The 13,642-nt window shown below is 68.4% G+C and carries 10 protein-coding genes and 1 tRNA gene; 5 read left to right on the forward strand and 6 right to left on the reverse strand.

What is annotated here, in order from left to right; genetic code table 11:
- Positions 1–5 precede the first annotated feature (5 nt).
- Positions 6–1,724 carry a GGDEF domain-containing protein gene (locus tag GY40_RS08995; protein WP_038361031.1) on the reverse strand — a complete coding sequence of 573 codons (1,719 nt, stop codon included), beginning with the start codon at positions 1,722–1,724 and terminating at the stop codon, positions 6–8.
- Between the two features lie 124 nt (positions 1,725–1,848).
- Positions 1,849–4,851, reverse strand: coding sequence for an ATP-binding protein (locus GY40_RS09000; protein ID WP_051987704.1), 3,003 nt, complete (start codon positions 4,849–4,851; stop codon positions 1,849–1,851).
- Positions 4,852–5,071: 220 nt separating this feature from the next.
- Here GY40_RS09000 and GY40_RS09005 point away from each other — a divergent pair, with 220 nt between their 5' ends.
- The 3 genes from GY40_RS09005 (at position 5,072) to GY40_RS09015 (ending at position 6,761) form a co-directional block, all read left to right on the forward strand.
- The gene (locus tag GY40_RS09005) at positions 5,072–5,467 is read left to right on the forward strand and encodes a phasin (RefSeq protein WP_038361033.1); all 396 of its coding nucleotides are present in this window, start codon (positions 5,072–5,074) and stop codon (positions 5,465–5,467) included.
- 98 nt (positions 5,468–5,565) lie between these two features.
- Positions 5,566–6,522 (forward strand): phasin family protein, encoded by a 957-nt coding sequence (locus GY40_RS27515; protein WP_156115908.1) that lies wholly within the window; start codon positions 5,566–5,568, stop codon positions 6,520–6,522.
- Positions 6,523–6,684: 162 nt separating this feature from the next.
- A tRNA-His gene (locus GY40_RS09015) sits at positions 6,685–6,761 on the forward strand.
- 251 nt (positions 6,762–7,012) lie between these two features.
- On the opposite strand, the gene GY40_RS09020 is transcribed toward GY40_RS09015, so the two are convergent.
- The 4 genes from GY40_RS09020 to GY40_RS09035 all read right to left on the reverse strand — a co-directional run bounded on the left by GY40_RS09020 (position 7,013) and on the right by GY40_RS09035 (position 11,247).
- Positions 7,013–8,524, reverse strand: coding sequence for a tripartite tricarboxylate transporter permease (locus GY40_RS09020; RefSeq protein ID WP_038361036.1), 1,512 nt, complete (start codon positions 8,522–8,524; stop codon positions 7,013–7,015).
- A gap of 33 nt (positions 8,525–8,557) precedes the next feature.
- Entirely contained in the window at positions 8,558–9,046 is a 489-nt protein-coding gene (locus tag GY40_RS09025; RefSeq protein WP_038361039.1) for a tripartite tricarboxylate transporter TctB family protein, read from the reverse strand.
- A gap of 146 nt (positions 9,047–9,192) precedes the next feature.
- Positions 9,193–10,185, reverse strand: coding sequence for a Bug family tripartite tricarboxylate transporter substrate binding protein (locus GY40_RS09030; RefSeq protein ID WP_038361042.1), 993 nt, complete (start codon positions 10,183–10,185; stop codon positions 9,193–9,195).
- Positions 10,186–10,254: 69 nt separating this feature from the next.
- The gene (locus tag GY40_RS09035; RefSeq protein WP_051987842.1) at positions 10,255–11,247 is read right to left on the reverse strand and encodes a 4-hydroxythreonine-4-phosphate dehydrogenase PdxA; all 993 of its coding nucleotides are present in this window, start codon (positions 11,245–11,247) and stop codon (positions 10,255–10,257) included.
- 202 nt (positions 11,248–11,449) lie between these two features.
- On the opposite strand from GY40_RS09035, the gene GY40_RS09040 reads away from it, so the two are divergent.
- Together GY40_RS09040 and GY40_RS09045 are read left to right on the forward strand one after the other, a co-directional pair.
- On the forward strand, positions 11,450–12,973 hold the full coding sequence (locus tag GY40_RS09040; RefSeq protein ID WP_349236402.1) for an SAF domain-containing protein: 1,524 nt from the start codon (positions 11,450–11,452) through the stop codon (positions 12,971–12,973).
- Positions 12,970–13,635 carry a GntR family transcriptional regulator gene (locus GY40_RS09045; protein WP_038361048.1) on the forward strand — a complete coding sequence of 222 codons (666 nt, stop codon included), beginning with the start codon at positions 12,970–12,972 and terminating at the stop codon, positions 13,633–13,635. The genes GY40_RS09040 and GY40_RS09045 overlap by 4 nt, the downstream gene beginning before the upstream one ends.
- Positions 13,636–13,642: the final 7 nt, after the last annotated feature.

Raw genomic sequence — 13,642 nt, forward strand, 5'->3', positions numbered from 1 at the left:
TTTCGTCAGGCGTCGTCGCCGCTGGCGACGACGCGGTTCCGCCCCCGCTGCTTGGCCGCATAGAGCGCCATGTCCGCGGCCCGCAGGAGGTCGAGCCAGATGGCCGGGCGGGCCGCCGTCATCGCGGTGCCGAGGCTGGCGGTCAGGGCGATCAGGCCCCCGTCCGGCAAGACGAACGGCTCGCTGGCCACGATCTGTCGCAGCCGCTCGGCGACAGAGGCGATCGTTTCGGGCGATTGTCCGGTGACGATGATCGCGAATTCCTCGCCGCCGAAGCGGGCCAGCACGTCCTCCTCGCGCAGCGCGCCACGCAGGCGTTGCGCCGTGCTGCGCAGCACGGCGTCGCCGGCCGCGTGCCCGTAGCGGTCGTTGACGCCCTTGAAATGGTCGAGATCGAGCAGGATCAGCGCGACCGGAGCCGCCGCGCTCGCCAGTTGCGGGACCAGCCTTTCGAGCGCGCCGCGGTTGAGGACGTCGGTCAGCCCGTCGGTATCGGCCTGTCGCCTGAGCTGCTGTTCGAGCCGCGCGCGCTCCTCGTCCAGCCGGTCGCGCTCGATCAGCTTGGCGCGAAGGGTGACGAGGGCATCGAACAGTCCGCGCATCTCGCCGCGCAGCCCGGGGCCGGCGACGGCCGGCTCCAGCCGTCCTTCGGCGAGACGGATGACCTCTTGGCGAGCCAGCAGCAGGGGGCGGAAGAACAGGTGCTGTCCGGCGAGCAGGAGCAGCAGCTCGACCGTCAGGGCCAGCCCGGTCGCGGCCGAGGCGTAGACAAGAGCTTCTTCGGCAACGTCGCGGCGCGTCTCCAGCTCGCGGATCGTCATCGCGAGATAGGCTTCGCGCAGCTCTTCGATCGGCTTGAAGCTGGGCACGACCATGCGCGTGAAGCTTGCCGTGGTGAGGTCCGCTTGGCCGGTATCGAGCTGCGCCCGCGTCGAATCGATCAGCAGCAAACCGTCCCGGATGAAGGCATGGGCGGTGTCCTGGCTGGCCCGCACCACCTGCTCCGTGCCGCTGGTGACGATCTGCTGCTGGATGTTCTCCCAGAGCTGCCAGACGCGCCCCCGGGTCGCCTCGAAGGCGGCGCGTTGTTCGGGCGTCATCGGGCGGCCCTGGGCGATCACGATCACGATGTAGGAGCCGAGCCGGCCGGCATAGTCGCGCAGCTCGCCGATCATGCGCGCCGTCATGGCCCTGCCGACCAGATTCGAATCGTCCTTCAGCAGCGCGGTCATCGCCGTGTCCAGGAGGGGCTGCGTCAGGTCGTAGGTGGCGAACATGCCCAGGATCGCCCGTTCGACGGCCGCAGGCGCGCGTTCCGGCTGAGGCCGGTCGAGAAGCGCATCGACCTCGGCACGGGTTCGACGAAGCTGGTCCTGCAAGTCCGCGACCGAAGCTGAGAACGCCGGAGAGGAGGCGAGCCCGGCAAGGGCCGCGTCAGTCGCCTGACGAGCGAGCGCGAAGCCGCCCGCCCGCGCGCCGTCGCCGACGGTGATCCGGCCGAGCGCGGCATTGGTCGGCCGGCGTTCGACCGACACGCGGTTTGCCGCATCGAGCACCGCGCGGAAGGCGATCAGCCGGGCGAGGCCGAGTTCGCTGTTGTGGAAGGTCCGGTAATAGCCGGACAGGACATTGGTCCCCAGCCCCGCCGAGCAGAGCAGGATGATCGCCACGGCACCCAGGAAATACGGGTTGAGCGCCGTGCCACGCAGGCCGGAGAAACGCATCGGTCGTGACTCGGGGAAAGCTGCTCGCGACGTGGCAAGACTGCCGCTGCGGCAGTTCGCGCTAAAGCCCGGTCGAATGCGGTAAAAATGTGGCGAGCAGGCGATTTTCGGCCTGCCGGGCCGCTCAGCTCGCCAGCACGCGCTGCGGCGGGAAGGTGATCTCGACGAGCGTGCCTTCCTTCTTGACGCTGGTGATCGACATCGCGGCGCGGTTGGCCTCGACCAGCGCCTTGGTCAGCGGCAGGCCGAGCCCCGTGCCGCCGGCGCGGCGCGTCGTCGGCACCTGACGGAAGGGCTCGAGCGCGAGCTTCAACTCGTCGTCGTCCATGCCGATGCCGGTGTCGCGCACCCGCAGGATCGCTTCGCCCTGGTCGCCGAGCGCCGTCGAGATGATGACCTGCCCGCCGGCATCGGTGAACTTCACCGCGTTGGAGAGCAGGTTGATCGCGATCTGGCGGATCGAGCGCTCGTCGGCGACGACAGGTGGCAGCTTCGGCGAGAGGCCCGAGCGCAGCACTACGCGCCCGCGCTGTGCCTCCGGCTGGAGCAGGGCTACGGTCGAGAGCGCGATCTCGTTCAGGTTGACGCTGACGAAGTCGAGATCGAGCTTACCGGCCTCGATCTTGGCGAGGTCGAGCAGGTCGTTGACCAGGCTGATGACGTAGCCGCCCGACTGGTGGATGTCGCGCAGATATTCCTTGTAGCGCTCATTGGCGATCGGCCCGAAGCGCTCCTCGGCCATCACTTCGGCGAAGCCGATGATGGCGTTGAGCGGCGTCCTGATCTCATGGCTGATCTTGGCGAGCACGTCCGATTTCTGCGCGCTCGCCATCTCCGCCGCCTTGCGCGCATCGACGAGCTCGCCCTCGGTCTTCTTCCAGGCGGTGATGTCGCGCAGCACGGCGCAGAAGCGCGGCTCGGCGCCATGCGCGATCTGGCCCATGGTCATGAAGAGCGGGATCTTGCCGCCCTGCCGCACCCGGCCGACCACCTCGCGCCCATCGTTGAGCACCGAGGCGACGCCGCCGCCTTTCAGCCCTTCGAGATAGTCGAGCGCCGGCGCATGGCTCTCGGCCGAAAACAGCAGCGTGAACAGCTCGCCCGTCACCTCGCGCTGGTCGTAGCCGAACAGCGCCTCGGCCGCCTTGTTGAGCGAGAGGATGCGGCCGCGATCGTCGACGGTGACCACGCCGTCGGTCGCGGTGTCGAGCATGGCGGTGAGCTCGGCGATGCGGCCGTCGCGCGCCTCGGCATCGAGCCTGAGCGCCTCGACGCGCGCGGCCGATTCGGCTTCCTCGGCGGCGAATTCGGCCGCGAGCTCGGCTTCCTCGGCCTCCTCCGGCGTCATCACCGGCGCTTCGCCGCCGCCGCTGTCGGGGTGGCGGAAGGCCATCAACGTCGCCGGCGCGTCGAGCCAGTTCACGCTGGAGAGCACGGCATCGACGCCGACGAGATGGCCGGTCCGGTCGATCAGGGTCATCGCCCCGCCGCCGCTGCGCGAGGCCTCCTTGATCAGACGGCTGACGCCGCCGGCCTTCAGGTCGGCGAGATCGGCGTAGTCCAGCAGGTCGAGCAAGGTGCGGTTGGCATAGAGCGCGTCTTCGCCGCGATTGACCAGCACGGCCACCGGCAGCCGGTCGAGCACCTCGGCGTGGGAGTTGCGCTGGCGCGCGGGGGTGATCGCCGGCTCGGACGCCAGGGGGGCGGCAGGAGCGGGCGCTTCCGCTTCGGCCTCCTTCACCCGCAGCGGCGCGACCGGCGGCAGGCGCGGGACATCGTTGGTCTCATCGTCGGCGAGCCGAGCGCCGAGCGCCTTGGCGATCTCGCGGAAGGCATTGCGCTCGGCCGAGCTGAGATGGGCCTTGGACGGCTCGAGGACCGGCCGGATCGCCGCGTGCTGTCCGTTGCGCAACGGCACGATGTTGGCGGCCGGCGCGACGACGGGCGATGCCGGCTCCTCGGGCGCGTCGCGGCGGTCGGCGGGTTGGACCTTCGGCTCTTCCGCGGCGATATCCGGCTGGGCGGGCTCCGGCTGCTGCGAGACGGGCGGCGGGGCGTCGGTGGAACCGGCCTCGTGATGTCGTGCCGATGCGGGCTCTTCCCGTGCCGGCTTGTCATCGGAGGCGGGCTCCGGATGAGAATCCGTTTCACCGGTCGCGATTGCGTCCGTGTCGGCGGCAGGCAATGGCTCTTCGGGGAAGGAGGCATCCCGCGCCGTGGGCGCCCCGATCGTGGCTGCTCCGTCCGTGGGAGTCGGATCAGCCTCGACGGCATGGTCCTGCGCTACCGGCTCTTCGCTCACCGGGAACGGCTCCGGCGCGTTCAATCGGGCGATGCCGAAGCCGCGGAACCCGGCGAACTGCCTGTTGGCGCCGAGCACGGACACGCCGGACAGTTCGACCGGCACGGCCTCGCCCGGCGTCTCGCTCCGCCACAGGACGGTATGGCCGCTCCAGGTCGCCGGTGTGGCGAGGCGTTCCCGCAGCCCGCCGCTGCGGTCGATGAAATGGCTGCCGACCAGATCGTCCCAGCGCTGGCCGACCAGCTGCGCGGCTGCGGCTGCGCCGGTCAGGGCCGCAATGTCCCCGGACAGCTTGGTCAGCCGTCCATCCGCATCGCTCTGCCAGAGGAAGCGAACCGTGGCCGGACGCGCAGGAGCGGGCTCGGGGGAGAGTGCAATGGCCGCAGGTGCAGAAACCAGGGAAGGAGAGGAAGCGGGAGGCGCATGTGCCGGAGGCGGCACGGCCACGCCGAGCCGGCGCAGTTCGGAGGCCGGAATGGCGATGGCGAGCACGGTGCCGGCATCGGCCAGCGTCAGCAGCTTGCAGCCGCAGGTGACGGGAAACGCCGCGAAGCTGGCGGTCAATCGCAGCCGCTCCAGCCGGATGCCGGCGGTCGAGGCGAGCCCGCCTGCGAGCAGGAAAAGACGCTGGCGCGTCGGTGCCGGCAGCGACACCGCCGAAGGCGCGGCACCGAGCAGGGCTTGTCCCGCCGGATTGATGAAGCCCGGCCGTTCGGCCGCGGCATCCCACAGGATCAGCGCGCCGCCGGCGGCAAAGGCCGTGAGCGCGGGGTCTTCACCCGCCGCCACGCCCCATCGCGCCCAGTCCTGTCCGGCTTCGCTCATCCTGGTCCGCTCGTTCGATCCGACTCTTTATGGCTAACAAATCTTTAATAGCTTCCAAACGTCGGCGAATCCATGGAACCAAAGATTGCTCTCCCGCTTCTCTTCCAAACAGCGTTAACGTAGCCGGGCGCAGCTGCTGTCGCGTCGTTGTCATCGCGCGGCAACAATGATATTGCAGTGCACAATGAATTAGAGGTTCGGTTGTAACAGGAGGATCCCCATGGACGGCAAGCTTCCCTACGAGATACCGGCAGAGATGCGCGACTTCGCGGAACGCAGCGTAGAGCAGGCGCGCAAGGCTTTCGACGGCTTCATCGGCGCCGCGCAGAAGGCTGTGGATAGCGCGCATGGCTCGGCCGAAAACGCTCGCGTCAACACCCAGGAAGCGACGCGCAAGGCGATCTCCTACGCCGAGAACAACGTCGCGGCGGCTTTCGAACTCGCCCAGAAGCTGGTGAAGTCGAAGGATCTGACCGAGGTGATGCAGCATCAGTCCGATTTCCTGAAGGCGCAGATGGCGACGCTCCAGAGCCAGCTCAAGGAAATGGGCGCTGCCGCCCAGGACGTCGCCACCAAGGCGGCCGAAAGCGTCAGCAAGGCCACCAAGGGCCGCTGAGCCCTTTTGAAGGCTGCCGTTTCGGCGGCGGCTCCGACGAGCGACCGGCCGGGCAGGGTGCCCGGCTTCTGCCTGCCAGCCGTTGAAGGAGAGCCGTGATGGCCAAGCCGCCTCCGACCCGGACCACCGCCAGAGCTCCGGTCAGCCTGCCTTCCGTCAAAGCCTTGTCCTCGGCACCGGCCGAGGCGAAAGCCGCGCCGCCCGCACCCGCTGCCCCGCAGCCCGTGCCGGTAGCCGTGGCTGCAAAGCCGGTTCCTCCGGTCGCCGTAACGCCCTCTCCGGTACCGCCGGCCAAGCCTGTTCCTCCGGTCGCCTCGAAGCCCGCGCCGGCAGCCCTGGCGGCCAAGCCCGTTTCTCCGGTTGCGGCGGCGCCTGCGCCGATACAGCCGGCGCCAGTGGCCGTGAAGGCTGTTCCTTCCGCCCCGGCGGCAAAAGCTGTGATCGCCACTCCGGCAACCGCCGCCAAGCCGGCGCCGGCGAAGTCGCCCAGGAAGGTGGCTTCGGCCAAGCTGCGGATCGAGAAGCCCGTGACGAAGGTCGTCGCGCCGAAGAAGCCGATGGCTGCCGCGCCGGTACCGAAAGCTGTCGAGGCCAAGCCTGCCCCGTTCAAGCCGGCCCAGCTCAAGCCCGTCGCCGCCAAGCCTGTCGAGCAGCCGAAGCCGGCTGCGAAGGTGGAGGTGCCGCTCAAGCCTGTGCCGGCCGCCGCCGCGCCGCAGGCACCCTCTGCCTCTGCCAAGGCGCCTGTGAAGCCCGTCTCGCTCGATTCGCTGCCGCTGCCGCGCCCGCCGGAATTCGCCGCGGTCACGGCCGAGACCGTGATGAGCCAGGCCCTTACCATGGCCCGTGCCTTCGGCGCGCTGCAGGCGAAGGTGCTCGACCACGCCTGCGCCGAGCTGAAGGCGACGCTGGGCGACGCCGAGAAGATGGCGCGCACCGAAAGCGCTTCCGAGGCGATCACGCTTCAGGCGAAGGCGGTCCGCCGCAGCTACGAATCCTATGCCGAGCACCTGAAGGAGCTTGCGCGCATCGCCAACGCGGCTTTGCGCAAGGACTGAAGGCGCGGATCGCGGCTCTGACCGGCCTGCCGCGCCGGCGGCCGGCTGCAGCGTCGGTTTTTCGTTGGCGAAGTTGAATTACGCGGTTGCAAAAGCGCGGCGTCGGCACTAGGTTCCGCGCCGCTGGAGACCCCGCTGCGGCGCCGGGTCGAACAGTCATGGGCAGCCATAGCTCAGTTGGTTAGAGCGCTAGATTGTGGATCTAGAGGTCCCCCGTTCAAGCCGGGGTGGCTGTACCATCTTCTTCAGGACAATCGATAGGTTGCGCCGTCGGTGACGAGACGTCCCGGACGGCTCACGGCGAATCGGCCGTGAGCGCCGGATTCGGAGCGGCTCGTCCCGAACGATGAGGCCTTTCTGGCCGGCCCTGTCCCATGCCGGCAGCAGCGTTCGCGCGCCAGCTCGATCGTCCGTTCCGGGTCTTGGAACGGAACGGCTCAGCGGATGGCGCAGGGCTTCCCGCCGGGGCCTCCTCCGGGAGTGGGGAGGCCTATGCGGTGCGTGACACCGCCTGGCCGCGCATGCGCCGGATGGTGGCGCCGATCAGCGGCATGAACAGCAGCATGAGGCCGATCCCCATCAGCGTCGAGACCAGCGCGTTCGACCAGAAGATCGAGAGCGAGCCCTGGCTGAAGATCATCGACTGGCGGAAGGCATCCTCGGCCTTGTCTCCGATCACCATGGCCAGGATCATCGGCGCGATCGGGTAGTCGAGCTTCTTGAAGGCGTATCCGACGATGCCGAAGGCAAGCGCGATCCACAGGTCGAAGGGCTTGCCGGCGACCGTATAGGCGCCGATGAAGCACACCACGATGATCAGCGGCCCGATGATCGAGAACGGGATGCGCAGGATCGAGGCGAAGAGCGGCACCGTCGCCAGCACGGTGATGACCGCGACGATGTTGCCGAGATACATCGAGGCGATCAGCCCCCAGACGAAGTCCGGCCGGTCGGTGAAGAGCGTCGGGCCGGGGTTGAGGCCCCAGATCATCAGCCCGCCCATCATCACCGCCGCCGTGGCCGAGCCGGGAATGCCGAGCGCCAGCATCGGCAGCATCGCGGCCGAGCCGGCCGCGTGGTCGGCTGTCTCGGGCGAGATCACGCCCTCCGGCTCGCCCTTGCCGAACTTCTCCGGGTTGCGCGAGGAGCGCTTGGCCATCGCATAGCTCAGGAACGAGGCGGCGGTCGGTCCGCCCGGCGTGATGCCCATCCAGATGCCGATGGCGGCCGAGCGCAGCAAGGCGAGCCAGTAGCGCGGCAGCTTCGCCGCCGTGCGCAGCACGTCGCCGAGCCGCACCTTCGCGGCGATGCCGCGGAAGCTCAGCCCGTCCTCCATCGTCAGCAGCAATTCGCCGACGCCGAACAGCCCGATCACCGCGATGAGGAAGCTCACCCCGGCCAGCAGCACGTCGAAGCCAAAGGTCAGGCGCACGCTGCCCGAGACGGTGTCCATGCCGATCGAGGCCAGCGAGAAGCCGACGCACATCGCCACGATCGTCTTGAAGGGGGAGGCGCCACCGAGGCCGATGAAGCTGGCGAAGGTGATGAAATAGACCGCGAAGAATTCCGGCGAGGAAAAGCGCAGCGCGAAACCGGCGACCCAGCTCGACAGCACCGTGATCAGGATCACGCCGGCCAGCGCGCCGAAGCCGGCGGAGAGAAAGGCGAGGGAAAGTGCCTCGGTCGCCTTGCCCTGCTTGGCCATCGGATGGCCGTCGAAGGTCGTGGCCACGGAAGAGGGCTCGCCCGGGATGTTGAACAGGATCGAGGTGGTCGAGCCGCCGAACAGCGCTCCCCAGTAGAGCGATGTCAGCAGGATGATCGCCGAGACCGGGTCCATCGAGAAGGTCAGGGGCAGCATCAGGGAGACGCCGTTGGGCGCGCCCAGCCCGGGCAGCACGCCGACCAGGATGCCGAGCAGCACGCCGGCGATCATCAGGGCGATGTGGTGGAAGCTGATCGCGACGGAGAAGCCGTGCATCAGCGAGGCGACGTTATCCATGAGCCGGAGCTCCCTTCCGGGTTTCGGTCCGGGTCAAAGCCCGAGCGCGGCCTCTAGCGGGCCCTTCATCAGCGGAATGTGGAAGAAGCGTTCGAGCGCCAGGTAGAAGAACACGGCCGAGCCGATGGCGACGGTCAGCGTGCGCAGCCAGCCGAAGCCGCCCTGGAAGCGCATCGTGAAGACGAGATAGACGACGGTCGCGACATACATGCCGAGCGTCGCGCACAGGATCACGAAGCCGAGGATGGGCAGGAAGAAGCTCGCGACGCGGTGGATGCGCTCGCCGTCGAGCACGACCTCGGCCAGCATGTCTCGTCCCGAGAGCCGCTTGCTCCAGGTCAGGGCGAGGGTGGCGAGGCTGCCGAGCGCAACCAGCATGCCGGTATAGAACGGAAAGGCGCCGGCCTCGGGGCCGGAAGTGTCCCAGCCGATGCCGAATTCGAGCGCGCCCCAGACGATCGTCAGCCCATAGGCGAGCGTGAACAGCGCGACGACGGTCTCGGCCCAGAGGCGGGTGACCATGGGATTTCCCTTCTCGGATCAGGCAGGTTTCGATCAGGCGTCATCCCGGGCTTGCCCCGGGATCCATCGAAGGGCGTCGAACGCCACGATGGATCCCGGCACGACGCTTCGCTGCGGCCGGGATGAGGGGGGCTGCCGCGGCAGCCTTATTTCACCACCCAGCCCTCGGCCTCGAACACCTTCTTGTTCGCGGCCTCGTCCTTGGCGACGAAATCGGCGAGCTCCTGGCCCTTCATGAAGCGCGCCGTCTGCGCGGTGCGGGTCACGAATTCCTGCCATTCCGGGGTCTGGCTGACCTTCTCCAGCACGCCCTCGTAGAATTTCACGGCGTCCGCGGGCACGTCGGCCGGCAGCCAGACGGTGCGCGGCATCTGGAAGCTCTCGATCGGAATGCCGGATTCCTTGCAGGTCGGGATGTCGCCCCAGCCCTTGCCGCCAAAGACCGGCTCGCTCTTGGCGAGGCGCACCGGCGAGAACACGCAGAGCGGCTTGACCTGCCCGGCCTTCCACTGGCCGACATTCTCATTGGGGTTGTTGGTGTTGGAATCGACATGGCCGCCGGCGAGCTGCGTGGCCGCCGCGCTGCCGCCCTGGAACGGCACGTAGATCCATTTGGCGCCGGTCGCCTCCTGGATCATGACGGTCAGCGTCTGGTCGGTATCCTTCGACTGGCTGCCCGCCATCTTGAAGCCGGGCTTGGCCTTGACCGCGTCGATATAGCTCTTGGCATCGTTATAGGGCGCGCTGCCGTTGACCCAGAGCAGGAACTCGTCGAGCGCCAGCGCCGCGACCGGGGTCAGGTCCGACTTGCTGAAGGCGAGCTTGGCGACATAGGGCAGCAGATAGGCGTTGTTGGTGCCGAAGATCACCTTGTGGGCGTCGCCCTTGCCGGCCTTGCCCTGGAGATAGCCTTCGGCGCCGGAGCCGCCGCCCTTGTTGACCACCACGATCGACTGCTCGACCAGCTTGTGCTTGCTGATGATCGATTGGATGACCCGCGCGAAATTGTCGGTTCCGCCACCGGGGCCGGAGGTCACGACGAACTCGATCGGACCGGTCGGCTGCCAGGCCTGCGCCGTGGCGCCCCCGCCGAGCGCGAAGGCGGCGGTGAGCGCCGCGGTGAGTGCGAATTGCTTCATCTGTTTCGTCTCCCTGGGATGTCTGGTTATGCGCGGCTCTTGCGGCCGCTTGGGTATTGAGAAACCGGTTCAGGCCGCTGCGCGGCCGGGCTCCTTTCCGTCCTTGGCCATCTTGATGGCCAGCGACAGGGCGGCGCGCGAGGCGCCGAGATTGGCGATGCCCTTGCCGGCGATCTCATAGGCCGTGCCATGGGCCGGGGTACAGATCGGGAAGGGGAAGCCGCCGATCAGCGTGACGCCGCGGTCGAAGCCCATCAGCTTCATCGCGATCTGGCCCTGGTCGTGATACATGGTCAGCACCGCGTCGAAATCGCCGTTCTTCGCGCGCAGGAAGACGGTGTCCGACGGGAACGGCCCTTCGACCGTGAAGCCCCTGGCCTTGGCCGCCTTGACCGCCGGCTCGATCGTCTCGATCTCGTCGCGGCCGAAATTGCCGCCGTCGCCGGCATGGGGGTTGATGCCGGCCACCGCGATGCGCGGCGGGTCGAAGCCGGCTGCCCGCAGATTGGCATCCGCCAGCGCCAGCGCCCGCAGGATGCGCTCCTGCGTGATGTTCTCGGCCACCGCCGAGAGCGGAATATGCGAGGTGACGCGCGCATTCCACAGTGTGTCGAGGACGTTGAACTCGCTCGCGGGCCCCTCGAAGCCGATGGCGTCGCGCACGAAGCGGATCTCGTCGTCATAGCCGGGATAGGCGAAGCGCATGGCTGCCTTGTTGAACGGCGTGAAGAACACGGCGTCGGCCTTGCCGGAGGCGGCGAAGCGTAGCGCCCGGCGGAAATTCTCGGTCGCCGCCTTGCCGCCCGCAAGCGTCGCCTTGCCGCGCTGGAGATCGGCGGGGTCGTGATTGGCGAGGTCGATGAAGACCGGCTTGTCGGCCTTCGCGGGCAGGGCGTCTTCCGAGGCGGCAATCTGCACATCGGGGTCGAGCCCGGCATCGGCGGCGCCGAGATCGAGCAGGCGCTTGTCACCGAAGATGACGTAACGGGCCGCGTCGCGCAGATCGGGCTCGCGCAGCAGGCGCGCCAGCAATTCGGGGCTGATGCCCGAAGGATCGCCCATCGCCACCGCGATGACCGGCTTCTTGCCGTTCTCGGAGCTGTCCACCGCTGATCCTCCTGCGGGGCGCGCGTCGATTCGCAAGGGCAATTCGCCCTGATCCGGCCGCGCGTTCCCTCTTGATGTCGTTCGTTGCCGAATTCGCTAACACAGCTCGCCCGACTCCTCAAGTATGCTGTATGCAGTATAATAGCAGCACATGAGAATGAGCGAAGCGGCGCCTGAAAACCAAGAGCGCGCCGCCGACAGGGAGAGCGAGACGATGAATTTCCACGCCCATTACGCCGGCATCCGGCAGCCGGTCGCGACCTGCCTGGTCGGCAGCGGCGGCTTCGGGCGCAGCTATCTGGCGCAGGCGCGGCGCACGCGCCTGATCGAGGCCCGCATCGCAGTGGATATGACGGCCGAGGCGGCTGGCCGGGCCTTTGTGGCGGCAGGCTATGCCGCCTCCGAGGTCGCCCTGTGTGAAACGGCGGCCGAGGCGCGCGCAGCCTGGGAGGCTGGGCGCTGTGTCGCGGCGGGACGGCTCGAGACGGTGATCGATCTGCCTTTCGCCCTGCTGGTGGAGGCGACCGGCTCGCCCGAGGGCGCGACGCGCCATGCGCTGATGGCGATCGAAGCTCGCCGCCACGTCGCTCTCGTCTCGAAGGAGGCCGACAGCGTGGTCGGCCCCGGCCTCGCGCGGCTGGCGCAGGACAAGGGCGTGCTGGTCACGCCGGTCGATGGCGACCAGCCGAGCCTGCTGATCGCCCTCGTCACCTGGGCGGAGGTCCTCGGTCTTGAGATCGTCGCTGCCGGCAAGTCGAGCGAGTACGACTTCGTTTTCGATCCGGCGTCCGGCAACGTTACCTGCAACGGCGTGACAAAATCCCTGCCGGAGTTGTCCGCGCATTGGCTGCCGGGTTCACGCTCGGTCACGGCCGTTGCGGCCGAGCGTGCGCGCATCCTCGGCGGCGCCTTTCCGCTGCGTGCCGTGCCCGATCTCTGCGAGATGACGCTCGTCGCCAACGCGACCGAGCTCGTGGCCGACCGCGCCGGCTTCCACGCGCCGCCGGCGCGCATTCCCGAGATCGCCGACCTGTTCACGGCACGGGCCCAAGGCGGCCTGCTCACGGGCACACGCCGCGTCGACGTGTTCCATCATCTGCGTCTGGCGGAGGAGGCGAGCTTCGCCGGCGGCGTCTTCGTCGTCGTGCGCTGCGAGAACGCCGAAACCTGGGAGATGCTGGCCGGCAAGGGCCATGTCCTCTCCCGCGATGGCAGGACGGCGATGCTGTACCTGCCGCGCCATCTGCTGGGCGTCGAGGTTGCGACCAGCATTCTCGATACCGCCGGGCTCGGCCGCTCGGGCTATGGCGACGACTACCGGCCCCGGCAGGACCTCGTCGCCGTCGCCGAGCGGGATCTGGCGGCCGGCACGGTCCTGGCCATGGGCGGCCATCATCACAGCATTGCCGGCATCGGTGCGGAAGTCCGTCCGGCCGCGGCGCTGGCCGAGGATCGTCCCGCCCCGTTCTACCTCGTCGCCGACCGCAGGCTGCTGCGCGATGTGAAGGCCGGCGAGGCGATCCGTCTTGGCGATATCGAGATCGCGCCGGATTCGACCTTGCTCGCGACGCGCCGTCGCCAGGACGCGCTCTTCGCCGATGATCTGGCCGGGAGCGGTTTGACAGGGCAGGGCGCCCATGGCGTAAACGCCGATAGTTTGGAAACGATGGCGACACGATGAGCGATGCAGCGAGCGATTATCCCCGCATCACCCGCCGCACGCTGCACGACGAGGTGCTGGAGCGCCTCCGCGACATGATCATCGAGGGCCGGCTCGAGCCGGGCCAGCGCATCAATGAGGGGCAGGTCGGCGCGCAGCTCGGCGTCTCGCGCACCCCCTTGCGCGAGGCGATCAAGACGCTCGCCAGCGAGGGGCTCGTCGAGATCCTGCCGGCCAAGGGCGCCGTGGTCCGCAAATTCTCGGCGCAGGATCTCTATCAGGTGCTCGAGGTGCTGAAGGCGCTGGAGCAGCTCGGTGGCCGCATCGCCTGCGAACAGGCCCCGGATGCGACCATCGAGGCGATCCACGCCTTGCACAGGCGCATGCTGGAGCTCTACGCGACGCGCGAGCGGCTCGAATATTTCAAGCTCAACCAGGCGATCCATACGGCCATGGTCGCGGCCTCCGGCAATCAGGTGCTGGTCGAGATGCACGGCACGCTGCAGTCGCGGATCAAGCGGCTGCGCTTTATCGGCAATGAGGGGCCGGAGAAATGGGCCGGCGCCGTCGCCGAGCACGAGGAGATGATGGCGGCCTTGCTGAAGCGCGACGCGGACGCGCTCTCGGAGGCGATCGGCAAGCATATGGAATCGACGCTCAGGCGCGTCCGGGACGTGCTCTGAGATCGGC

This window comes from Allobosea sp. UNC402CLCol, from assembly GCF_000745475.1.
GTDB lineage: Bacteria > Pseudomonadota > Alphaproteobacteria > Rhizobiales > Beijerinckiaceae > Allobosea > Allobosea spartocytisi.

Excerpts from the sequence above, each read along its gene's own strand:
- GY40_RS08995 (WP_038361031.1), bottom strand. The coding sequence starts at position 1,724 with ATGCGTTTCTCCGGCCTGCGTGGCACGGCGCTCAACCCGTATTTCCTG.
- GY40_RS09000 (WP_051987704.1), bottom strand. The coding sequence starts at position 4,851 with ATGAGCGAAGCCGGACAGGACTGGGCGCGATGGGGCGTGGCGGCGGGT.
- GY40_RS09005 (WP_038361033.1), top strand. The coding sequence starts at position 5,072 with ATGGACGGCAAGCTTCCCTACGAGATACCGGCAGAGATGCGCGACTTC.
- GY40_RS27515 (WP_156115908.1), top strand. The coding sequence starts at position 5,566 with ATGGCCAAGCCGCCTCCGACCCGGACCACCGCCAGAGCTCCGGTCAGC.
- GY40_RS09020 (WP_038361036.1), bottom strand. The coding sequence starts at position 8,524 with ATGGATAACGTCGCCTCGCTGATGCACGGCTTCTCCGTCGCGATCAGC.
- GY40_RS09025 (WP_038361039.1), bottom strand. The coding sequence starts at position 9,046 with ATGGTCACCCGCCTCTGGGCCGAGACCGTCGTCGCGCTGTTCACGCTC.
- GY40_RS09030 (WP_038361042.1), bottom strand. The coding sequence starts at position 10,185 with ATGAAGCAATTCGCACTCACCGCGGCGCTCACCGCCGCCTTCGCGCTC.
- GY40_RS09035 (WP_051987842.1), bottom strand. The coding sequence starts at position 11,247 with ATGGGCGATCCTTCGGGCATCAGCCCCGAATTGCTGGCGCGCCTGCTG.
- GY40_RS09040 (WP_349236402.1), top strand. The coding sequence starts at position 11,450 with ATGAGCGAAGCGGCGCCTGAAAACCAAGAGCGCGCCGCCGACAGGGAG.
- GY40_RS09045 (WP_038361048.1), top strand. The coding sequence starts at position 12,970 with ATGAGCGATGCAGCGAGCGATTATCCCCGCATCACCCGCCGCACGCTG.